The organism is Nitrospira sp. Vd2 (genome assembly GCF_979581665.1).
This window is the reverse complement of the sequence record NZ_CEFZSK010000029.1, coordinates 1-20,278: the sequence shown is the minus strand read 5'-3', so window position 1 is coordinate 20,278 and position 20,278 is coordinate 1. Positions and strand designations below refer to the sequence as shown.

Annotated in this window: 23 protein-coding genes; 18 read left to right on the top strand and 5 right to left on the bottom strand. The window is 61.1% G+C overall.

The window, feature by feature from the left end; translation table 11 throughout:
• Positions 1–383 precede the first annotated feature (383 nt).
• The 3 genes from AC1U7K_RS11950 to AC1U7K_RS11940 all read left to right on the top strand — a co-directional run bounded on the left by AC1U7K_RS11950 (position 384) and on the right by AC1U7K_RS11940 (position 1,441).
• Positions 384–713, top strand: coding sequence for a hypothetical protein (locus tag AC1U7K_RS11950; protein ID WP_480251563.1), 330 nt, complete (start codon positions 384–386; stop codon positions 711–713).
• Between the two features lie 71 nt (positions 714–784).
• Positions 785–1,153 (top strand): hypothetical protein, encoded by a 369-nt coding sequence (locus AC1U7K_RS11945; protein WP_480251562.1) that lies wholly within the window; start codon positions 785–787, stop codon positions 1,151–1,153.
• Between the two features lie 45 nt (positions 1,154–1,198).
• On the top strand, positions 1,199–1,441 hold the full coding sequence (locus AC1U7K_RS11940) for a hypothetical protein (protein WP_480251561.1): 243 nt from the start codon (positions 1,199–1,201) through the stop codon (positions 1,439–1,441).
• A gap of 304 nt (positions 1,442–1,745) precedes the next feature.
• Here the strand turns inward: AC1U7K_RS11940 and AC1U7K_RS11935 are convergent, their stop codons facing one another.
• Complete coding sequence (locus AC1U7K_RS11935) at positions 1,746–2,033, bottom strand: Trm112 family protein (RefSeq protein ID WP_480251560.1); 288 nt, start codon at positions 2,031–2,033, stop codon at positions 1,746–1,748.
• A gap of 113 nt (positions 2,034–2,146) precedes the next feature.
• Here AC1U7K_RS11935 and AC1U7K_RS11930 point away from each other — a divergent pair, with 113 nt between their 5' ends.
• The 10 genes from AC1U7K_RS11930 to AC1U7K_RS11885 all read left to right on the top strand — a co-directional run bounded on the left by AC1U7K_RS11930 (position 2,147) and on the right by AC1U7K_RS11885 (position 9,150).
• The gene (locus AC1U7K_RS11930) at positions 2,147–2,782 is read left to right on the top strand and encodes a DUF502 domain-containing protein (protein WP_480251559.1); all 636 of its coding nucleotides are present in this window, start codon (positions 2,147–2,149) and stop codon (positions 2,780–2,782) included.
• Positions 2,779–3,300 (top strand): N-acetyltransferase family protein, encoded by a 522-nt coding sequence (locus tag AC1U7K_RS11925; protein WP_480251558.1) that lies wholly within the window; start codon positions 2,779–2,781, stop codon positions 3,298–3,300. Before AC1U7K_RS11930 ends, AC1U7K_RS11925 begins: the two co-directional genes overlap by 4 nt.
• 127 nt (positions 3,301–3,427) lie before the next feature.
• The gene (locus tag AC1U7K_RS11920) at positions 3,428–3,658 is read left to right on the top strand and encodes a hypothetical protein (protein WP_480251556.1); all 231 of its coding nucleotides are present in this window, start codon (positions 3,428–3,430) and stop codon (positions 3,656–3,658) included.
• A 15-nt stretch (positions 3,659–3,673) separates the two neighbouring features.
• Positions 3,674–4,138 (top strand): hypothetical protein, encoded by a 465-nt coding sequence (locus tag AC1U7K_RS11915; RefSeq protein ID WP_480251555.1) that lies wholly within the window; start codon positions 3,674–3,676, stop codon positions 4,136–4,138.
• Positions 4,131–5,312: a DmpA family aminopeptidase gene (locus AC1U7K_RS11910; RefSeq protein WP_480251554.1), complete on the top strand. Its 1,182-nt coding sequence runs from the start codon at positions 4,131–4,133 to the stop codon at positions 5,310–5,312. Before AC1U7K_RS11915 ends, AC1U7K_RS11910 begins: the two co-directional genes overlap by 8 nt.
• A 67-nt stretch (positions 5,313–5,379) precedes the next feature.
• Positions 5,380–5,607, top strand: coding sequence for a hypothetical protein (locus AC1U7K_RS11905; protein ID WP_480251553.1), 228 nt, complete (start codon positions 5,380–5,382; stop codon positions 5,605–5,607).
• A gap of 60 nt (positions 5,608–5,667) precedes the next feature.
• Positions 5,668–6,840: an FIST signal transduction protein gene (locus AC1U7K_RS11900; RefSeq protein ID WP_480251551.1), complete on the top strand. Its 1,173-nt coding sequence runs from the start codon at positions 5,668–5,670 to the stop codon at positions 6,838–6,840.
• 18 nt (positions 6,841–6,858) lie between these two features.
• Positions 6,859–7,293 carry an FKBP-type peptidyl-prolyl cis-trans isomerase gene (locus tag AC1U7K_RS11895; protein ID WP_480251550.1) on the top strand — a complete coding sequence of 145 codons (435 nt, stop codon included), beginning with the start codon at positions 6,859–6,861 and terminating at the stop codon, positions 7,291–7,293.
• Positions 7,294–7,486: 193 nt separating this feature from the next.
• Positions 7,487–8,587 carry a glycine cleavage system aminomethyltransferase GcvT gene (gene gcvT, locus AC1U7K_RS11890; RefSeq protein ID WP_480251549.1) on the top strand — a complete coding sequence of 367 codons (1,101 nt, stop codon included), beginning with the start codon at positions 7,487–7,489 and terminating at the stop codon, positions 8,585–8,587.
• 50 nt (positions 8,588–8,637) lie between these two features.
• Positions 8,638–9,150: an NUDIX hydrolase gene (locus AC1U7K_RS11885; RefSeq protein ID WP_480251548.1), complete on the top strand. Its 513-nt coding sequence runs from the start codon at positions 8,638–8,640 to the stop codon at positions 9,148–9,150.
• Between the two features lie 64 nt (positions 9,151–9,214).
• Here AC1U7K_RS11885 and AC1U7K_RS11880 read toward each other — a convergent pair whose 3' ends face one another.
• Entirely contained in the window at positions 9,215–10,897 is a 1,683-nt protein-coding gene (locus AC1U7K_RS11880; protein ID WP_480251547.1) for a glutamine--tRNA ligase/YqeY domain fusion protein, read from the bottom strand.
• Between the two features lie 289 nt (positions 10,898–11,186).
• On the opposite strand from AC1U7K_RS11880, the gene AC1U7K_RS11875 reads away from it, so the two are divergent.
• On the top strand, positions 11,187–12,482 hold the full coding sequence (locus AC1U7K_RS11875) for an MFS transporter (protein WP_480251546.1): 1,296 nt from the start codon (positions 11,187–11,189) through the stop codon (positions 12,480–12,482).
• A 16-nt stretch (positions 12,483–12,498) separates the two neighbouring features.
• Here the strand turns inward: AC1U7K_RS11875 and msrA are convergent, their stop codons facing one another.
• Positions 12,499–13,116, bottom strand: a complete 618-nt coding sequence (gene msrA / locus AC1U7K_RS11870; RefSeq protein ID WP_480251545.1) for a peptide-methionine (S)-S-oxide reductase MsrA — start codon at positions 13,114–13,116, stop codon at positions 12,499–12,501.
• A 305-nt stretch (positions 13,117–13,421) separates the two neighbouring features.
• Between msrA and AC1U7K_RS11865 the strand changes: the two genes are divergently transcribed.
• Positions 13,422–13,649: a VOC family protein gene (locus AC1U7K_RS11865; protein ID WP_480251544.1), complete on the top strand. Its 228-nt coding sequence runs from the start codon at positions 13,422–13,424 to the stop codon at positions 13,647–13,649.
• A complete protein-coding gene (locus tag AC1U7K_RS11860) occupies positions 13,650–13,841 on the top strand; it encodes a hypothetical protein (RefSeq protein WP_480251543.1) in 192 nt (63 codons plus the stop codon).
• A 246-nt stretch (positions 13,842–14,087) separates the two neighbouring features.
• Here the strand turns inward: AC1U7K_RS11860 and AC1U7K_RS11855 are convergent, their stop codons facing one another.
• The gene (locus tag AC1U7K_RS11855; protein WP_480251541.1) at positions 14,088–14,654 is read right to left on the bottom strand and encodes a hypothetical protein; all 567 of its coding nucleotides are present in this window, start codon (positions 14,652–14,654) and stop codon (positions 14,088–14,090) included.
• Positions 14,655–14,725: 71 nt separating this feature from the next.
• On the opposite strand from AC1U7K_RS11855, the gene AC1U7K_RS11850 reads away from it, so the two are divergent.
• Positions 14,726–15,433, top strand: a complete 708-nt coding sequence (locus tag AC1U7K_RS11850; RefSeq protein WP_480251540.1) for a DUF429 domain-containing protein — start codon at positions 14,726–14,728, stop codon at positions 15,431–15,433.
• A gap of 57 nt (positions 15,434–15,490) precedes the next feature.
• Here the strand turns inward: AC1U7K_RS11850 and gcvP are convergent, their stop codons facing one another.
• The gene (gcvP, locus tag AC1U7K_RS11845; protein WP_480251539.1) at positions 15,491–18,391 is read right to left on the bottom strand and encodes an aminomethyl-transferring glycine dehydrogenase; all 2,901 of its coding nucleotides are present in this window, start codon (positions 18,389–18,391) and stop codon (positions 15,491–15,493) included.
• A 144-nt stretch (positions 18,392–18,535) separates the two neighbouring features.
• Here gcvP and AC1U7K_RS11840 point away from each other — a divergent pair, with 144 nt between their 5' ends.
• A complete protein-coding gene (locus AC1U7K_RS11840; RefSeq protein WP_480251538.1) occupies positions 18,536–20,191 on the top strand; it encodes an FAD-binding protein in 1,656 nt (551 codons plus the stop codon).
• The last annotated feature ends 87 nt before the right edge of the window (positions 20,192–20,278 follow it).

The window sequence follows — 20,278 nt, the reverse complement described above, 5'->3', positions numbered from 1 at the left end:
AGGAAGTGGCGCGTATCCAGGTCGAAGAGCCGATCTACATTCGGCCCGCAGAACGGGTCAATTGGCTCTAAATCAGGAATGGGTGGAACGAGCGCGGCTCGTTCCACCCGGTCCTGGCGGTGCTATCCCGGCGCACAGATTTGAGAGCGCGGCGGGTTCACGCAAGCTCGGTATGGGCCCCACGCGTGAACTGGTTGTAAGCAGAAGAGGCCGGTTCAAAAGAGGGCAGGAGTCCCAAGGGGCTCTTGCCCTTTTTCTTTCCCGTCCTTCTGCGGTCGTGCGTAGCACTGAACCGTTTCCATTCCTGTAGACGGCAGGGGTCGCCTTGACGGCCGCGAGAGCGTTCGGTAGAGTGAGCCGAGGTAAAGGCCACCACACGACGAATGCCGAGTCCGCCTCCGAGTCCAATTCCCTTCGCCGCACAAGCCGTTCCCTTCGATGAATTTTTGACGACCGGCAAGTTGCCCGAGGGGTACATCACGAGCGATTACGTCGGTCAGCAATTCGTCGAGCGCCTTGTGCACTACGTACTGAGCGTTCCGGCCGGCAGTTTCACGATGGCGAAGCTCGGCCAGCTTCTCGAGCAGCTCGATCCCCGCCATCAAGTCTTCTTCTTTCGTCGGCTGAAAGAAACGAGCCCGCAGAGCTTGAAAGATTTCGCGCCGCTGTACTACGGGTTCATGTCGGAATTCCACGATCTCCTGTTCACATAACCCAAAAAACTCCTTGTTGGCAAGGCTATCTCATGTATAATGAGAAAGTCTTTTTAGCGAAGGGGAGAAGCATGAATGCGACATTGCAGCGAGCAGTGACGAGCTTTTACAATTTGGTCTATGAGGCTCAGACATTTGCAACGACGATGGCTCGATTGGACACAGCCGATCAAGAGCACTACGCGGGGCGTATCGAGGGGCTGAACTGGGTTCTGGATCGGTGTCAGGAGCTGGAAGACATGGACGCGAATCTGACTCCTTCATCGCTCCAGCGTGTCCTCAGCGACGTGAAGTCGGATTTGGACCACGAGTTATCGGTCCAGCGTCGTGAAAAGGGCAGACGAGCTGATGGTCGTGAAGAAGCGCTGCTCTTCGTGTCCGATTACCTCACCAGCCTGATCACGGCGACGGACATCGAGTCGTCCAAAAGCTCCGTCTAAGTTGAGTTCCAACTCGTCGCCCTCTGCCTTGGGTGCGCGCTTCCTATGGAGAACGTTCGCAAGACCTCGGTGGCGAGAGAGTGGGCCATCTTTGCCTTGTCGTTCGGGGTCGGCGGCCACATTGTCCTGGGACTCGTTTTGCACAGGCCGGATCTCTGGCCGCTCAACCGGGGGGGCGTGTACGGTATCCTGGTGGGGCTATCGGTCTATGTGACCGTTCAATTACTGCGTTCAGGTTGGTGGTTGATTCGGGACCGGCGGGCCGGCCGTGCGGATGAAGACGACTAGGTGATCCGAGAATCTGAGACGATGGACCCGCGAAACCTCACAAGACGACCCGGACCGCGGCGGCAAGAGCCGCGTCGGCCCGCGCATGAAACCACTGCAGATTTTCGTGAGTTTCGGGCTTCGCTCTTGTACTGCCCGCGTTGTCGCCAGGCGACCCCGACGCGACAACGTCTGCTCCTCGTCCTGCCGACCGCCAACCTGTACGAATACCTGTGTGCTCAGTGCGGCACGTCCACCGGGTCAAGGACGGACCGCGAGCAAGGGGATGTACAGGTGCTGCTCCCCTAGCCCGTCTGCTCGGACGTCACGTCAGCCCCTCCACCGGGATTCCTTCCTCGATCAGCATCACAGGAATATCTTCGCGGACCGGATAGAGAATTTTCTTGTCGGCCCGGAGCAATCCGCCGTCGAGTTTTTCACTCACTGGCTGCCCGGCCTTGTTCTTCAGCTCGCCCTTGGCGATCCGTTGATTCAGTACATCAATAAGGCGCTGCGGTGCGAGCGTGACGTCCTGTTTGGTCTCCGGACAACACAAGATCGCGAGCAATTCCCTGTCGATGTTGACCGCTCCCGGTGGTCCCGCCTCTTCCATCGTCCCTCCTTTTGCTCTCTGGCTGCCTCTACGGTAAAGAATTGGCCCGAGGAGATCAAGGCTCACCTGCCACCCGATGAACCGATGGCCTGATTCTGTTAGACTGAGCAGGAATGCTGACGAGGGGCGCTAAGGCTATCCGCCGATACTTTCTCACCGGGCTATTTATCTTCTTACCCGCAGGCGGCACACTTCTCATCCTGCACGCCTTGCTGACCACGCTCGACGGCCTGGTCGGCGACATATTCGGCCCCGCGATCCAGAGTGATGTGCCGGGATTGGGTATCGTCCTTCTGGGATGCCTCATCCTGCTGGCTGGCATCTTTGCCACGCACGTTCTCGGCCAGGGATTGCTCCATGCCACCGAACGATGGCTCACACGCATCCCGATCGTGCGAACGATTTACGTCACGCTCAAAGGCATGACGGACATCTTCAAGTTCCGTGAGCGGTTCGATCGTAGCATGGTCATCGTGTTCCCATTTCCACGCGACGGGCTATGGGCGCTTGGGTTTGTTATGGGCTCGGCGCCGCCTGCGCTCCAGGTCGACCCGGCCGGGCCGCTGGTCATGATTTTCGTTCCGACGGCCATCCATCCATTTACCGGGTATCTTGCCTTCGTGCCAAAGAAGCAGGTCTATCCGGTGCTGCTGGATCCGGAGGACGCGATGAAGATGGAATTTTCCGCCGGGCTCTTTAATCCCGGGCCGGGGTGGCTCGCACGCGCCAGACCGGCGGTGCCGGGATGACATACGAGCAACGGGCGAGGGCCGACGTGAGCGTTCGCGCGGCGACGATGGCCGATCTCGAAACCCTCGTGCGGTTTAGTCTCGCGCTCGCGGAGGAAACCGAGGGGCGCCGGCTCGACGAGCGTGACTTGCGGGAAGGCACCCTCGCGGTCCTGCAATCGCCGAGTCATGGATTTTATCTCGTCGCGGAAGTGCGAGGCGCTGAGAGGTGGCGGGTCGTGGGGCAGCTCTTGATCACGTTCGAATGGAGCGACTGGCGCAATGCAAACTTTTGGTGGATCCAAAGCGTCTACATCGATCATGCGTGGCGCCGCCGCGGCGTCTTTCGACGGTTGTACAGGGAAGTGTATCAACAAGCGCGAGGACGTCCCGATGTCTGCGGCCTGCGGCTGTATGTCGAACATGAGAATGCGGCCGCCCAAGCCGTCTATCGAAAGCTCGGATTGGTGCCTGCCCACTACGAAGTCTTTGAGGACGACTTCATCCTCCCGCGAAAGAAGGCCCCGACTGCTCCGTAATGCGGCCGCCGTCCTCGCGTTGTCAGTCCTCGTCTCGGGGTGCGCGTTTTTTCGCGGCAATTACGGAGATCGCTTCGATCCCGAGGCGATCGAGTCTCTTGAAAAAGGAGTGTCGACGGAGCGGGACGTGGCGAGCCGATTGGGTGCGCCCGACCGCCTCATTGAGATCAACAAACGCCCCGTCTTTCAATACTACAGTTACGAGGTCAAATCAGGCACCCTGTTATTCTTCTCGCGAACCAATATCAAAGGGCAAGACCTGTACGTCTTCTTCGACGACCGCGGGATCGTCGACGAGGTGATTTTTGGAAAACCGAAGGATCCGCCCAAGTTTCAGTTCTGGCCCTTCGGTGACTAACAACGAATGACGCTCATGCGAGTGGCCTGGGCAATTGCGCTGTTCATCCTGGTCCTCGCTCAAACCGGTTGCCCGATCCGATGGCAACGGGTGACGGTGAACCGGCCGTTGACCGAGGAAGCGGTGGCATTTATCCGGCCTGGGGAGACGGCGATGAACGACGTTGTGGCCGTGCTTGGCGCACCGGACGACGTGCTCAATTCGCCTGACGGGCCTGTATTCCGCTATCAGTTTCTTGATGCCAAGTATTTCAAGGTCATCCCGACCTGGGGACTGCGCTACGTCTTTCCTGTCCTTGCCGCTGTGCCAAGCGACCTTTACAGCGTGGAGTTGTCAACCGGCGGCATGGGATTTGATGAGTTCCACGTCGCGTTCGATGCGAAGTGGGCGGTTAGGCGATCAGCCTTCGCCTATCATTCCCGAGCCAGCCGATTCATGCCTTTCCCAGCGGGTGGTAAAGCGGGAGACCAAGATGGGTAAGGCATCGCGGCAACAGGTTGCCCCGCTCTGTCTCCTCCTCGTCGGGATGCTGACGATCAATCCGATCGCAGCCGGTGAGCCGCTCCAGGGAGAACAGCGAGTTCGTATCCGGGATCTTGGCGTGCAGATCGGTCGTTTCGCTCCCGGCGCATTGAATGCCATCACCGACGTGGCGGGCGTCAAAGTGGGCCACGCGACTCTCATACGTGGCGCCGGCGCACTCGTCCCCGGCACCGGCCCCGTCCGCACGGGCGTGACCGTCGTGATTCCCCGTGACGATGTGTGGCACCGAAAAGTTCCCGCGGCCGGTTTTGTGCTCAATGGTACGGGCGAGATGACCGGGCTCGCCTGGATTGCCGAATCGGGGTTCCTGGAGTATCCGGTCGCATTGACCAATACGTTGAACGTCCCGCGGGTCGCGAACGGTGTGATCACGTGGATGCTGAAACACTATCCCACCATCGGGATCAGCGACGATACAGTCACCCCGGTCGTTGCCGAATGTGACGACAGCCGGCTCAACGACAGCCAAGGGCGGCATGTGAGCGAACAGGACGTCGTGACGGCGCTCGAGGCGGCATCGACCGGTCCGGTCGCGGAAGGCGCCGTCGGTGCCGGCACCGGGATGGTGTCTTATGGCTTCAAAGGAGGGATCGGGACGGCCTCACGTCGTGTCCCGGTACAGGACGTGATCTATACGATCGGGGTGTTGGTGAATGCCAACCATGGTCGACGTGAAGAACTGACGGTCAATGGGGTGCCGGTCGGGCTTCGCTATGACAAGCAGGCGACATCGGCGGCTGGAGCAGAAGGCTCGATTATCATTGTCATTGCGACGGATGCGCCAGTGGATGCCCGGCAACTCGGTCGCATGGCGAAGCGGGCCGTTGTGGGGCTCGCACGCACCGGATCGACCGTCCGTCACGGCAGTGGTGATTTCATCCTGGCCTTTTCCACCGCGAACACGATTCCTCACTATCCGGAGACCCCGCTCTTCACGATGACGCATGTATCAGATACTCACCTCAATGCCCTGTTCACGGCCACCGCCGAAGCGACGGAGGAAGCGATTCTCAATGCCTTGACGATGGCGACCACGATGGTTGGGCGAGACGATCATCGGGTGGAGGCGATCTCGCTCTCGGTTCTTTCGCGACTGCTGGGGCTGCCGTAACGGACGTTCGACCCATTGCAATCGACCGGCACGATCTCTATTCTTTGCCAACATGAAAAGGGGACATATGGGCGAATATCAAATGGGTGGTGGCCTGCGGCTCCTGACAGCAATCGACAAGACGCAGGCCTTCTCGACGTTTCTACAACAGCGCATGGTGCGGGCGCTGGAAACCGAGGATCCGACCGAACTGCATTACTTGCTGGCTCAACTCGATGACTACCATTCCTACATTTGGCGCTATTACAAAAAGCTGCAGCAGGAGCGGGGTGACCGCGCGGCCCTCGACGAGTAGCACCTCTTCTCGATAGACAAAGCCAAAAGTGCGTTGTTAGACTGCCGGAGAAGGTGGCGTGTGCAATTTGCATCGGCGGTCTCACGAAAGCTCGATCCGTTTCTCGCGGCAGAAGAGCTGAAGACCGCGGTACGGGGCGAGTTCGGCGATGTCTCGGTTGATCTGGCCTGCCTGTTTGTATCCGCCCATCATCGGCCCCACGTTCGAGAGCTGAGTGGCGCGATCCGTGACGCGCTGAATCCCAAAGCCCTCATTGGCTGCACCGGGGAAGGGATTATCACGGCAAGCGAGGAGATTGAGCAAAGCGCGGCCGCCACGCTGTGGGTCTCCCACCTCCCGGGGGCGGCCCTCACCCCACTGCGGCTCGCGTTCGAAGACGATCGCTTCTCGCTCGAGGAATGGGCGGCGGAGTGCCGCCTACATCTCGCGCCGCCGACGATCCTCATGTTCGCTGACCCATTTTCGGCCCCGATGGATGAGGTACTGGCCGGGTTGGCCGACGCGTGTCCGGGGGCTCATGCCATCGGCGGGATGGCCGGAGGCGGGCATGACGAAGGGGAGAATCGGCTGCTGCTCGATGATGAGGTCTACGATGACGGCCTCGTCGCCGTCGCGATTGCCGGCCCCGTCATCATTCGAACCATTGTGTCCCAAGGGTGCCGGCCGATCGGCGAACGGTATGTCGTGACGAAGGCCGAACGCAATCTCGTTCATGAATTGGCAGGCGTGCCGGCGTTGGAGTGTCTGCAAAGTATGTTCGAGTCGCTGAGCAGCGAGGAACGAAACTTGGTGCAGCAGGCGTTGCATGTCGGGATCGTGATGGATGAGCAGCGAAATCGCTTTGAGCGTGGCGATTTTCTTGTCCGCAATCTGATCGGCGCGGACCGGAGCTCCGGGAGTGTCGCCATCGGGGATATTGTCAAAGAAGGACAAACGATCCAATTCCAAGTCCGGGATGCACAGAGCGCGAGCGAGGACCTGCATTTGCTGTTGGCGGCGGACCGGGCGCGGCATCGCCGTCCGGCGCGCGGAGCACTGCTGTTCAGCTGTTGTGGTCGCGGGCGGGGCTTGTTCGGCCGACCCCACCACGATGTCTCAGTCGTCCGCGAGCGGACGGGCGAGATCCCTCTGGCGGGATTTTTCGCGCAAGGCGAGATCGGCCCGGTGGGTGGCATGAATTTCCTGCACGGGTATACCGCCAGCCTTGCGCTCTTCTCGGAACCTGAAGATTGAAATTTCGCTGGAGGGGGAATGCTGTTCCCGTTGGCCGTGCTGTCGTTCATGCTGACCGCTTCACTGTCACTCGCTCGAGACTCGGCAATTGGCGAACCGCCCCAGGCGTCGGGGCCCGTCACAACGGAATCCGGGTTGCAATACGTCGAGTTGGTGAAGGGGACGGGGCGGGAAGCGGAGTTGGGGGATACGGCCACGGTGCACTACACCGGCTGGCTCGCGGACGGGACGAAGTTCGATAGCTCCCATGATCGAGGCCAGCCGTTTTCGTTTCGAGTCGGTACCGGCCAGGTCATCAAAGGATGGGATGAAGGCATCCTGGGCATGCGGATTGGTGCAAAACGGAAACTGATCGTGCCGCCCGATCTTGGGTACGGCTCGCGCGGGGCGGGGTCAATCATCCCGCCGAATGCCACTCTCACATTTGAAGTCGAATTACTGGACCTGCGATGACCGGATGCTGGAAAAGGTCTCCAACTTCGTTCTCGCATCGAAAAAATCCTCAACGTACCCCGGAGGGTACACCTCCGGTTTTTTCTCTGCTGCGGCCTCGTTGTACGGGAAGGGGCGCGTCTTGGCGCGCCAGGGGCAGGGCCGGGTGCAACTGACCTTTTCGAGCATCCGTTGAAAGAAAAGAATAAAAGAAATGCAACGTACACCACTCTATGAGGCACACCGAGCGGCCGGCGGCCGTCTGGTCGACTTTGCCGGCTGGGACATGCCCATGCAGTACAGCGGCGTCGTCGACGAATACTATGCGGTGCGGCGGGCGGCCGGCGTGTTCGACGTGAGCCACATGGGCCGAATGATCGTTCGCGGCGACGACGCGCTCGCCCTTCTTCAATACGTGACGACGAACGATGTGGCGAAGCTTGGGGTGCTCGAGTCGCATTACTCCATGGTCTGCAATCCGGCCGGGGGTATTAAGGACGACATTTTCGTGTACCGGTTGGAGGCGGATGAGTATTGGCTTTGCGTCAACGCGTCCAACCGCGTGAAGATTCTCGACTGGCTGCTCACACAAGGGGCGGGAAGGGCCGTCGAGGTCTTCGATCGGTCCGCCGCGATGGCCCAACTCGCGCTGCAAGGACCGCGATCGCAAGAGATCTTGGAGCGGTTGGGTGTGGCGGCTCTCTCAACCCTCAAACCGCGCCGATGTCTACATGTGAAGATCAGCGGGATTCAGTTGGTCGTCACCAGGACAGGCTATACCGGCGAGCTGGGCTATGAGCTCTATGTGTCAGCCGGCGACGTCACGACGATCTGGCACGGCCTCCTGCAAGTCGGCAAGGAGCTTGGCTTGAAGCCCGCCGGTCTCGGGGCGCGCGATCTGCTCAGGCTCGACATGGCCTACTTGCTGTATGGCAATGACATTAGCGAAGAGACGACGCCGGTGGAAGCAGGCGCCGAATGGATCGTGAGTATGGACAAAGGCGAGTTCGTCGGCCGCGAGGCCCTGGTCGCACAGCAGCGTCAGGGCTGCTCGCGGAGGCTGATCGCGTTCGAACTGCATGAAAAGGCGGTCCCGCGTCACGGCTGTCGGATCCTCGCGAGCCCCGATGCAGCCCAGATCGGTGAGGTGACGAGTGGGAACCTCTCCCCGATCCTCCAGAAAGGTATCGGCTTGGGATACGTCCCATCCGCCGTTACGGAGCCCGGTACGCGGCTGCTCATCGACATTCGCGGAAAACACGTGCCGGCCGGTGTCGTGAAACCCCCGTTCTATCGTCGTAAGGCGCAGAGGTAAGTGAACGATTGGATAGTCCCTCGATCGCTCGTACACCGGAAATGACTACGATGGTCACCACCATTTACAAAGGACGGGTCGTCACGTTGAACCTCGAACAGGTGACGCTGCCCAACGGGATCGGCGTGGAGCTCGAGGTCGTGCGCCATCCCGGCGCGGCCGCGATCGTCCCGATGAAGGATGCCGACACCGTGATTCTCATTCGGCAGTTTCGACTCGCCGCGGGTGGATTCATCTATGAGATTCCGGCCGGCAAACTCCATCCCGGGGAGGACCCGGCGGTCTGCGCACAGCGTGAACTCGAAGAGGAGATCGGCTATCAGCCCGAACGTCTCGAGAAGGTGGCCACGTTCTTCACCGCGCCGGGATTTACCGACGAGGTCATGCACCTGTACGTGGCGCGTGGGTTGCGGGTGGGAAAACAGCAGCTCGATCGGGATGAAGTGTTGGAAATCGTCGAACTGCCACTGACGAAAGCGTTGGCGCAGATCGAGGATGGCACGATCCGCGATGCGAAAACGATGATCGGCCTACAATCCGTCTATCTCCAACGCGGCAGATAATGTCGTGTCTGTCGCGTCCGGCCATGTCGCGTGAATTTACTGGCAGAGGTGGCAACGCCGCGTGTTAGAGCGCCTTCTCGATCTTGGCCCACGAATCACGAAGCGCCACCGTCCGATTAAAGACGAGCCGCCCGGGTGCCGAATCGGGATCCACGCAAAAGTAGCCTTGCCGCTCGAATTGATATCGCGTCCCCGGCGTCGCGTTCGCCAAACTTGGCTCGACGCGACAGCCGGTCAGCAGGGTCAATGAATGTGGGTTCAGCCCTGCCCGCCAATCGTCGCCTTCCCGCTCCTCATAATCCGCGTTCAGCAAAGATTCGTACAGTCGCACCTCAGCCGGGACGGCATGCGCCGCCGATACCCAGTGGAGCGTCCCTTTGACTTTCCGTGCCGCCTGCGGCGCACCGCTACGGGTCTCTGGATCATAGGTGCACCGCACTTCTTCAATCTCTCCCGTGCGCGGATGTTTCGTGACGCCGATGCACCGAATGATATAGGCGTAGCGAAGGCGCACCTCCTGCCCCGGCGCCAAGCGGAAGAACTTCTTGGGCGGCTCTTCCCGAAAATCATCCTGCTCAATATAGAGTACGCGGGAAAACGGAATGGGTCGTGTCCCCATGGCGGGATCTTCGGGATTGTTGATGGCCTCCAAGTGTTCGACCCGATCGTCAGGATAGTTTTCGATCACGACGCGCAAGGGCTTCAGCACCGCCATGACGCGCGGGGCGCGACGGTTCAAGTCCTCGCGGATGAAATGTTCCAGCAAGGCCATTTCGACGACGGCGTCCCGTTTCGCCACGCCGATGTGGTCACAAAAGGCCCGGATCGCTTCGGGCGTATACCCGCGCCGCCGCAGTCCTCGGAGCGTCGGCAGGCGGGGATCGTCCCACCCGCAGACATCCTTGTGTTCCACGAGCTCCAGGAGCTTGCGCTTGCTCATCACCGTCTGGGAGAGATTCAGACGCGCAAATTCGATCTGACGCGGATGGCACGGTGGATCGACGTGATCCAAGACCCAGTCGTACAAGGGACGATGATCTTCGAACTCCAGCGTGCAGATCGAATGGGTGATGCCTTCGATCGCATCGGAGATGGGATGCGCATAGTCGTAGGTCGGATACACGCACCACCGTGTACCGGCCCGGTAATGTGCGACATGACGGATGCGGTAGAGCGTCGGGTCGCGTAAATTGATATTGGGGGACGCCATGTCGATTTTCGCCCGCAAGACATGCGCACCATCCGGAAACTCCCCGGCGCGCATCCTGGTAAACAGGTCGAGGTTGTCCTCGACCGACCGCGTCCGATACGGGCTGTCTTTGCCGGGTTCGGTGAGCGTGCCGCGGTACTGCCGGATCTCGTCGGCGCTCAGACTGTCGACATAGGCCAGCCCTTTCGTGATGAGACGAACGGCATAGTCGTACAGCTGATCGAAATAGTCCGACGCATAAAACATCTTCCCCTGCCAGTCGAATCCCAGCCAACGCACATCTTCCTGGATGGCGTGCATGTACTCCATGCTTTCTTTCGTCGGATTCGTATCGTCGAACCTGAGATGGCACACACCGTCGAACTGCTGAGCCAGGCCGAAGTTCAAGCAGATCGATTTGGCATGGCCAATATGGAGGTAGCCGTTCGGTTCCGGCGGAAAGCGTGTCACGACGTGCCGGTGTTTGCCCGTAGTCAGGTCGTCCGCGACGATGTCGCGGATAAAGTTGGACGCGGTGGATGGACCCATCTCAGCCATCACGTGCTCCTTCTTCTTTCTTCTAACACATTGAGGCTGATTCGAGAAAGCCTGATACCGTCTTGAGCGGCTCTGGGCGAGATCTAGCAGGACGGCCGCAGCGTGCCTACGTACTTATTGTTGGGTACTAAAACAGATTTTCTTGATAACGCCCTTCGTGTCGGATTTATACCGACGTATGAATGCCTCATCTTCCGAGCGTGGAAATACGGCCGATGAGCACCATAGAGGTCGGAGCCGGTGTTCGGACCCGTTGGCGGATCAGGTCAAAGAAGGTGCGTGCTCCGCGATGATGCAGGGAAGCGGGGAGAGCTATCTCTCGGCTTTTGCACTGCACCTGCACGCTTCGCCGTTTCAGATCGGTCTGCTGTCTGCCTTGCCGCCAGTTATCGGGACCTGCTCGCAATTGCTCTCCGTCAAAGTGCTTGACCGCCTTCAGGCGAGGAAGCCGCTGATTCTCCACGGCGCGGCCGCGCAAGCGCTCGCCTGGGTACCGGTGTTCCTGCTTCCCTTTCTGTTCCCCGGGTACGGTCCGTGGCTCCTGCTCGCCAGCGTGACGCTATACTTTGCCGCCGGCCATCTGACCGTGCCCGCATGGAATAGTCTCATCACCGACATGGTCGATGCCGATCACCGGGGGACGTACTTCGCCAAGCGCGCGAAGGTGATCGCGATGAGCAGCTTCCTCGCGCTCGCGGCCGGCGGTGTGCTGCTTCACGTGTCTGAGCGATGGACTCAGCCGATCTGGGGCTTCGCGATGGTCTTCTGCTTCGCCGCCGCGGCTCGGTTGGCGTCGGTGCAGTATCTGTCACGACTCGATGAGACCAAAGGCAACCAGATGCCCGCCGAATCGAGCGGGGTCATCGAGTTCCTCGGCTCCCGCCGCAGCATCATGTTTCGGCGCTTTCTCGTCTTTTCCGGAAGCTTTCATGTGGCGACGATGATTGCCGGGCCCTTCTTCGTGGTCTACCTGTTGCGCGACCTTCAGTTGACCTATGTGCAATACGGCGTCTGGATGGCGGCGCCGATCCTGGGGCAGTTGCTCACACTGCAGGAATGGGGGCGCATTGCGGACAAGTACGGGAACACGAAAGTCCTTGCCGTGACCGGTCTGCTCATCCCCATCCTCCCGGTCCTCTATTTAATAACGCCCACCTGGTGGGGCGTCGTCTGCATCAATTTCGTGTCGGGGATGATCTGGCCGGGATTCTCGTTGAGCCTCGGCAACTATGTCTTCGACGTGCTGCAGGCCGGCGATCGGGCACGAGGCATCGCCGTGTACAACGCGACCAATGCGGCCGGAGCGGCAGTGGGGGCGCTGCTGGGAAGTTGGTTGGCCACGATCGCGCCGGCCAAGCTGTTCTTCTTCGGCCTGGTACTACCGCTTGTCTCGAACCTCCCACTGGTCTTTCTGGCGTCCGGCATCCTTCGGCTGCTCGTGTCCGTCACACTGTTGAGGACGTTCCGAGAGAAGCGACGGGTGACGCCGATCTCGCACCTCCAGCTGATGGCTCACCTCCCGCTGATCCGGCCGGTCTGGGCGGCGCTTCGCCCGGCCGGCGCTCGGCTGCGCTGGCGCCACTGAATGCTGCGTACCGGTTTCAGCCTTTCTTGCCCCACAGCTCTTCCAGCCGTTGAGCTCGCCCGCAATTGAACTTGTAGAACTTATATCGAAACGGATTCTTCTGATAGAAATTCTGATGATACTCCTCCGCCGGATAGAACGTGGACGCCGGAACAATTTCGGTGACGATTGGGCCGGTGAATGGCTTCGATCGCTCCAACGCCTGCTTGGATGCCTCCGCCAGCCGGCGCTGTGTTTCATCATGATAGAAAATCGCGGATCGATACTGACGGCCCCGGTCACAAAACTGGCGGTCAGGCGTCGTCGGGTCGACGTTGTGCCAAAACGCATCCAGCAACTGCTCATAGCTGACAACCTTCGGGTCGTAGAGAACTTCGACCGATTCGGCGTGTCCGGTGCCGCCCGCCGACACCTCTTCATACGATGGGTTCGGCTGCTGGCCGCCGGTATAGCCCGAAGTCGTCGAGACCACGCCTTTGACCTTGTCCAACGCCTCTTCCAAGCACCAGAAGCACCCACCGGCAAACGTGGCCTTCGCGAGGGGCGGCTGCTGAGCCACCTCACTCGTGCCCGCGAGGGTCGCGGCAGTCGTGATGAAGCAGAGAAGGAAGCTGGCAAGCACGATCTGTCTCATGATCTATAGCCTCCAAGCGGGAATCCGTGACACGATGGTCTGAGTCAACGGCTGCTGACAGGCGGTACTGCCGCAAGTTGCTACAGGCAGCGGCCGAACAGTCTCAGAGTATCGCACTCCTTCTGCTCGTTGCCATGGCCTCTGGCCTAAAAAGCCATTCCTGATCGCAGACGCGCTGCTTCCCGCCGGTCATAGGCGCCCTAAAGGCTGGAGGCGCTGGCTTCCTCGGGGCAAACCCAGGCTCCCATCTAATCGCTCCTCCTGTTATCCTGAAGTTAGGACGACGCTCGGAAAGGAGAATCGCCGTGGCGGTCAAGGTCTACGGATGCAATCATGTCGTGATCGAAGTGGACGATGTGGAGAAGGCGGTCGCCTTCTATCAGGACGTGTTCAACTTGGAAATGTTGCGCGGCGGAGAAGGGGCGGCCTGGTGCAAGCTCGGCGAGCATCAATTCCTGGCGATCTTCGAGGTGGAAACCTTGCAGCCCGATCGCGCGAAGCATTTCGGCTTGATCGTGCGCGATGATGCCTAAGTGCAGGCGGTGCGGGAGAAGATCATCGGCAAATATGGCTTGAAGGTCGAGGAGGGGTTTCGCTGTGACTTTCGTGATCCCTGGGGCAACCGCATTCAGGTGGTCGACCTCCACGACGAATCGCTCGTCTGGCTGCTGCCCTATACCGAGGTGCAGAAAGGGGGCCTTACCTTTTCCGACTCTTCCAGGTAGCGTCTTCGCGCCGGATCTCTAGTGGCCCGGCCGCCGTCTCAACCTGAAAACAGGGCGGACAGAGATGGATCCGGCCGTCTCGTGATGAGTAGAACACCGTGAGGCCCGTTTCGCCGCACCGGATGCACGTCGTCGGCACGGCGGGAGAGATCGGCATGAACCGGGCGGCGCGGCACGTCATCGCGTTACCATCGGCAAACCATCCTGCAGGTTGAGTCTAATCTCCCGAACATCTCACGTCGCCTCCTAGCGTTCGGCTGGGCGGACTTGCGGCGCGAAAAATTCCACCGATCGGGCGAGCTCATCCAGAATTGCGTCGTAGGTCGGCTTCTCGGACTGTGGCCCCGTGATCATGAAGAGAATCCCTGTCCCGTCTGGGCCAAACAGGGCGAGGGCCACCGCTCGATCTTGTCCGTGGTGATACAGCGCGGTAATCCGCTGATCAGTGCGTGTCGCCGATCCTATCGGATGGAGCATATATCCCTCGTCGATGACCTGCGGTTCGTTCAGATGCTCCTCCATTTCCTCGGGCGTCACGCCGCGTAACAGCGAGACGAGTCCCAAGCCGATCTGCTTCGGTGATTCCAGGTACAGGGTCCGAGAGCCGGGCGGCATCGCGCCGAACCAACCCTGAGGAATCGTAAAGGCCGTCCCATAGTCGGCGACTCGGAGCCGCGTGCCGCTTCGATAGTGGACTCCGGGCTCCAGATTAATGGGACTGGACGGATGCCACCCCGGTCCCGGCCGGCTTTCTGCAGCAGGGGAGAGCGCGGCGACCGGCAACGTGAGCAGAACGGCAAGGAACAGGTGCATACCGGCGTCCTTCACGGATCCACTATACTGCCTTTCGGGCGCGGAACCAAGGAAGGATGCGCAGGGGCTCAATGCCGATTGTGGCGGGCGTCGATGGCTGTCGAGGCGGCTGGGTGGTGGTACGGCTCAATACGCGATCGCGCGCATGTGAACGGCCGGTCGTGCTGCCAGCGTTCGCTGATGTGCTGACACTCGCTGATCCGACGCCTGACGTCATTACGCTTGATCTGCCGGTCGGCCTGCTCGACGCCCCGGTGGTGGGCGGCCGTTTCTGCGACCGCGCGGCGCGAGCACGACTTGGTCATCCACGGGCCAGCAGCGTGTTTTCCCCGCCGACGCGGCCATGCTTGGGCGCGACGTCGTTTCACGAGCTGACCGGTTTGAGTCGACAGGCCTTCGGCATTCTTTCGAAGATTGCCGAGGTCGATCGATCCATGACGCCCGCGTATCAGGCACGGGTGCATGAAGCGCATCCAGAGCTTGCCTTTTGGGCGCTCCGTGGCCGACAAGCCACCGTGTTCAACAAGAAGACGGTGGAAGGACGACGCGAACGTGTGGCTGCTTTGGAATCAGCGGGCCATCCCGCTTTTCTCCGGCTGAAAGCGGCCCTCGGCGCGGCGCTCGCCTGCCTGCCTCGGCGGGATGTCGCGCCGGATGACATTGTCGACGCGTACGCGTTGACGTGGACGGCGTTACGGATTGCCACAGGACAGGCCGAGCGGCTACCCGAGAGCCCACCGCGAGATGCCAAAGGACTGCGAATGGAGATTTGGTATTGAACGAAATGGCCGTTGGGGGCCTTCGGCCGTTGCGTGCGCTCCGTCGAGCAAGTCCCTCTAGCTGTAGCTGCTCATCGGGGGGCACGCGCACACGAGATGCCGATCGCCGTAGGCGTTGTCGATCCGTCCCACACTCGGCCAGAACTTTGCCGCGCGGACCCACGCAGCCGGAAAGACGGCCTGCTCACGGCTGTACGGGTGTGTCCACTCGCTGGCTGTCACCGCGTCCGCGGTATGCGGCGCATTCTTGAGTGGATTGTCATCCTGCCGCATCCGGCCTTCGATAATCTCCTGAATCTCGCCCCGGATCTTGATCATCGCGTCGCAGAACCGATCCAGTTCGGCCTTCGATTCGCTCTCCGTCGGCTCGATCATCAGCGTGCCGGGGACGGGGAACGACATGGTCGGCGCATGGAAGCCGTAATCCATGAGCCGCTTGGCGATGTCATTGGCTTCGATACCGGCGCTGTCCTTGAAGCCACGGATGTCGATAATGAATTCGTGTGCCACCGTCCCGTTCTTGCCGGTGTAGAGAACGGGATAGTGCTTTTCCAGGCGTTTGGCCATGTAGTTGGCGTTCAAGATGGCGACCTTCGTCGCCTTCGTCAGCCCGTCCGCTCCCATCAATGCGATGTACACCCAGGAGATCGCGAGAATGCTCGCACTCCCATACGGCGCTGCCGAGATCGGACCAATGGCGTGCTTGCCGCCGAGCCTTGTGACCGGATGACCGGGGAGAAACGGCGCGAGATGCCGCGCCACGCCGATCGGCCCCATGCCCGGGCCGCCGCCCCCATGGGGAATACAAAACGTCTTGTGCAGGTTGAGATGGCAGACATCCGCGCCGATGTCACCGGGTCGGCACAGTCCCACCTGCGCATTCATGTTCGCGCCGTCCATGTACACCTGCCCGCCGTAGCGATGCGTGATCTCGCAGATTCGTCGCACCGCCGCCTCGAAGACGCCGTGGGTGGAGGGGTAGGTGATCATCAATGCCGCGAGGCGATCGGCATGCTCTTTCGCTTTGGCTTCCAGATCGACCACGTCGATATTCCCATGATCGTCGCAGGCGACGGGGACTACGCGGAGCCCGGCAATGACCGCGCTGGCCGGGTTGGTTCCGTGAGCCGAGGTCGGAATCAAACAGACGTCGCGCTGACCGTGCCCGCGGTGTTGTTGATAGGCACGGATCACCATGAGACCGGCGTATTCACCTTGCGAGCCGGCATTGGGTTGCAGCGAGACAGCCGCGAAGCCGGTGATTTCCTCGAGCCACCGCTCCAATTGTGAGCAGAGGTCTTGGTAGCCCAACGTCTGCTCGGCCGGCGCAAACGGATGGATACGGCTGAAGCCTTTCCAGGTCACCGGAATCATCTCCACCGTCGCATTCAATTTCATCGTGCATGAGCCCAGCGGAATCATCGAGTGGATGAGCGAGAGGTCGCGCGCCTGCAAGCGATGCAGATAGCGCAGCATCTCGTGCTCGGAATGGTAGCGGTTGAACACCTCATGCGCGAGGTACTTGCTGGTTCGCGTGAGAGACGGCGGAAAATCGCAGGAGACCTCCCGCGCAATGCCGGCAACTGTGAAGGGGATACCGTCCGCGCCCCCAAAGATATCCCAAAGCGTCTGGACTTCCTCCGCCGTCGTCAATTCATCCAGGGCGATCCCGATTGACTCGTCGTCGAACCGACGGAGGTTGATGCCCCGCTCGTGGGCGCGGGCGAGAATCCGATCGGTGGAGCGTGCGGCCGTCTCCCCGCTCGGCCATACACGAACGGTATCGAAGCACGGCGCGTCGCCGGTCCGATGGCCGAGCCGGCGCAGCCCTTCGGCAAGGCTCACGGCCAAGCCGTGCACGCGCTCCGCGATCCGGCGCAATCCCTCTGGACCGTGATAGACGGCATACATGCTGGCCATGACGGCGAGCAGCACTTGAGCCGTGCAGATGTTGCTGGTCGCCCGCTCGCGGCGGATGTGCTGTTCCCGCGTCTGCAGAGCCAGCCGGTACGCCGGCTTGCCGGCCACGTCTTTGGAGAGTCCCACGAGCCGTCCGGGCAGTTGCCGCACGTACTCCTGTTTTGTGGCAACGAAGGCGGCGTGCGGGCCGCCGAACCCCATCGGGACGCCGAAACGCTGACTCGATCCGACGGCAATATCGGCCCCCAGCTCGCCTGGAGGGACGAGCAGTGCGAGTGCCAACAGATCGGTCGCCACGACGACGAGCGTGCCAACCTTATGGGCCTGGGCAATCAGCGGGCGGTAGTCATAAATCGCGCCATCAGTGGCCGGATATTGGAGCAGCAACCCGAAGAGGTGATGCGGGTCAGCGACCGCCTCGGCCGCCTTGCCGACCCGCAACGTGATGCCTAGCGGCGTGGCGCGGGTCTGCAGCACCGCGATGGTCTGTGGATGGCAGTCGTCCGCGACGAAGAAGAGATTCCGGTCCCCGTCCGCCTCTCGGTTGATAATGCGATGCGCCATCGTCATGGCTTCGGACGCGGCCGTACCTTCATCGAGAAGGGAAGCATTCGCGAGCGGCAGCCCGGTGAGGTCCGCCACCATCGTCTGGAAATTCAGGAGCGCTTCGAGCCGGCCTTGGGAGATTTCCGGTTGGTACGGGGTGTATTGCGTATACCAGCCGGGATTTTCCAAGATGTTGCGCTGGATCACCGGCGGCGTCGGGCAGTCGTAGTAGCCCATGCCGATGAACGACCGGAAAATCTTGTTCCGGTCGTGCAGGCGTCGCAACTCGGCAAGAACGTCGTGCTCGCCGCGGTGAGGGCCGAGCGCGAGCGGGCGTCGAAGCCGGATATCGTCCGGGACGGTCGCATCGATCAACGCATCCAACGATTGATAGCCGAAGGCGGCCAACATTTCTTGAATGTCGGCCTCGGTCGGTCCCAAATGACGATGGACGAACGTATCGGACGGACTCAAGATCTGGTCAGCGTTCATGCGCGCTCCTAGTTGAAATCGCGATGATCCCATTCTGCCTGCCCGCGTGGAGCGAAGCAAGGGTCTTGCAGCAACGTGCGCTCTGCGCGATGATGAATCACGTGCCATCTCTTCGAGCCGGAGGTGCGCAGTGATCTTGGCCGAATGAAGACACACGACCTGCTCATCGTCGGAGCCGGCCTCGCCGGCATGCGCGCCGCGCTCGCGGCTCCCGCCTCACTCGACATCGCCGTTGTCTCCAAGGTCCATCCGGTCCGGAGCCATTCCGTCGCCGCGCAGGGCGGAATCAATGCCGCGCTCGGTGAGAATGACTCGTGGGAGGCGCACGCCTTCGACACGACGAAGGGCGGGCTCTACCTGGGCGATCAAGATGCGATCGAAGCCATGTGCCGCGAGGCGCCGGCCGACATCTTGGACCTCGAACGGATGGGCGTGATCTTCAGCCGCGATGAACAAGGCCGTATTGCGCAACGCCCCTTCGGTGGCGCCGGCTTTCCCCGGACCTGCTACGCCGCCGATCGAACCGGCCATGCCATCCTGCACGCGATGTACGAGCAACTCATGAAGCGCCGCATCTTCGTCTACGAGGAATGGTACGTGACGGCGCTGATCGTGGAAGACGGTCGGTGCCAGGGTGTGGTCGCATGGGACATCATTCACGGCGGCCTTCAGACGATTGCGGCAAAGGCGGTGATCCTCGCGGCGGGCGGCAGCGGGCGAGTGTTTCTCACCAGCACGAATGCCGTGATCAATACGGGCGATGGCATGGCGCTGGCGTACCGCGCCGGCGCGCCCCTCGAAGACATGGAATTCGTCCAGTTCCATCCGACCACACTCAAGGATACGGGGATTCTGATCACGGAAGGGGCCCGCGGCGAGGGCGGTCATTTGCTGAACACCCTGGGCGAGCGCTTCATGAAGCACTACGCGCCCGAGCAGATGGAGTTGGCGACCCGCTCGACCGTGTCGCTCGCGATCGGCAAGGAAATTCTCGAAGGGCGTGGCGTAGAAGGCTGCGTGCTGCTCGACCTTCGCCATTTGGGGCGCCACCGGATTCTGGAGCGGCTGCCGCAAATCCGGGAGCTCGCCATGGAATTTGCCGGCGTGGATCCGATCGAAAGCCCGATCCCGGTGCGCCCCGGCGCGCACTACCAAATGGGCGGTGTCCGGACCAATCAATGGGGCGAGACGGAGATTCCCGGCTTGTACGCGGCAGGGGAATGCGCGTGTGTGAGCGTGCATGGAGCAAACCGGCTGGGCGGCAACTCGTTGCTCGAGACGATCGTGTTCGGGCGCCGGGCCGGCACGCGCGCGGCCGACTACATTGCGACGGCTCGGCCCGTCACGCCATCTTCTTCAACCCTGCAGCACCAAGAGGGCCGCATCAAAGCGTTGATGGCTACGCGCAACGGAGAACGGGCGTGGCAGATTCGCGACGAGCTCGGCAAGGCCTTGAGCCAAAACTTGGGGATCTTCCGGACCAAAGAATCGATGACGCAGACCGCGAAGACCGTGCAGGAGCTGCGGCTGCGGGCGCGCCGACTCTTGCTTCAGGATCACGGCCGCGTCTTCAACACCGATTTGATTCAGGCGCTGGAGCTCGAATCGCTTCTCGATCTCGCCGACACCATCGTGGCTGGCGCGCTCGCCCGCGAGGAAAGCCGCGGCGCGCACTACCGCTCGGATTTTCCCACACGCGACGATGCGAACTGGCTCAAGCATACGCTTGCGTACCGGACCCCGGACGGCCCCACGCTCTCCTACGCACCGGTCACGATTACGCGGTTTCCCCCGAAGTAGTCGCCCCTGTTTGTTATAATCACGCAGCAGGAATGGTGATTACTAATTTCTGGGCCAGGCCTACAATGGAGGCCTGGGTCCATGAGA

Bases quoted from the DNA above. Each gene is read 5' to 3' on its own strand.
- AC1U7K_RS11950 (WP_480251563.1), top strand. From the start codon at position 384: ATGCCGAGTCCGCCTCCGAGTCCAATTCCCTTCGCCGCACAAGCCGTT.
- AC1U7K_RS11910 (WP_480251554.1), top strand. From the start codon at position 4,131: ATGGGTAAGGCATCGCGGCAACAGGTTGCCCCGCTCTGTCTCCTCCTC.
- AC1U7K_RS11930 (WP_480251559.1), top strand. From the start codon at position 2,147: ATGCTGACGAGGGGCGCTAAGGCTATCCGCCGATACTTTCTCACCGGG.
- AC1U7K_RS11885 (WP_480251548.1), top strand. From the start codon at position 8,638: ATGGTCACCACCATTTACAAAGGACGGGTCGTCACGTTGAACCTCGAA.
- AC1U7K_RS11915 (WP_480251555.1), top strand. From the start codon at position 3,674: ATGCGAGTGGCCTGGGCAATTGCGCTGTTCATCCTGGTCCTCGCTCAA.
- AC1U7K_RS11855 (WP_480251541.1), bottom strand. From the start codon at position 14,654: ATGCACCTGTTCCTTGCCGTTCTGCTCACGTTGCCGGTCGCCGCGCTC.
- AC1U7K_RS11925 (WP_480251558.1), top strand. From the start codon at position 2,779: ATGACATACGAGCAACGGGCGAGGGCCGACGTGAGCGTTCGCGCGGCG.
- AC1U7K_RS11880 (WP_480251547.1), bottom strand. From the start codon at position 10,897: ATGGCTGAGATGGGTCCATCCACCGCGTCCAACTTTATCCGCGACATC.
- AC1U7K_RS11935 (WP_480251560.1), bottom strand. From the start codon at position 2,033: ATGGAAGAGGCGGGACCACCGGGAGCGGTCAACATCGACAGGGAATTG.
- AC1U7K_RS11940 (WP_480251561.1), top strand. From the start codon at position 1,199: ATGGAGAACGTTCGCAAGACCTCGGTGGCGAGAGAGTGGGCCATCTTT.
- AC1U7K_RS11945 (WP_480251562.1), top strand. From the start codon at position 785: ATGAATGCGACATTGCAGCGAGCAGTGACGAGCTTTTACAATTTGGTC.
- gcvP (WP_480251539.1), bottom strand. From the start codon at position 18,391: ATGAACGCTGACCAGATCTTGAGTCCGTCCGATACGTTCGTCCATCGT.
- gcvT (WP_480251549.1), top strand. From the start codon at position 7,487: ATGCAACGTACACCACTCTATGAGGCACACCGAGCGGCCGGCGGCCGT.
- msrA (WP_480251545.1), bottom strand. From the start codon at position 13,116: ATGAGACAGATCGTGCTTGCCAGCTTCCTTCTCTGCTTCATCACGACT.
- AC1U7K_RS11840 (WP_480251538.1), top strand. From the start codon at position 18,536: ATGAAGACACACGACCTGCTCATCGTCGGAGCCGGCCTCGCCGGCATG.
- AC1U7K_RS11875 (WP_480251546.1), top strand. From the start codon at position 11,187: ATGATGCAGGGAAGCGGGGAGAGCTATCTCTCGGCTTTTGCACTGCAC.
- AC1U7K_RS11905 (WP_480251553.1), top strand. From the start codon at position 5,380: ATGGGCGAATATCAAATGGGTGGTGGCCTGCGGCTCCTGACAGCAATC.
- AC1U7K_RS11850 (WP_480251540.1), top strand. From the start codon at position 14,726: ATGCCGATTGTGGCGGGCGTCGATGGCTGTCGAGGCGGCTGGGTGGTG.
- AC1U7K_RS11895 (WP_480251550.1), top strand. From the start codon at position 6,859: ATGCTGTTCCCGTTGGCCGTGCTGTCGTTCATGCTGACCGCTTCACTG.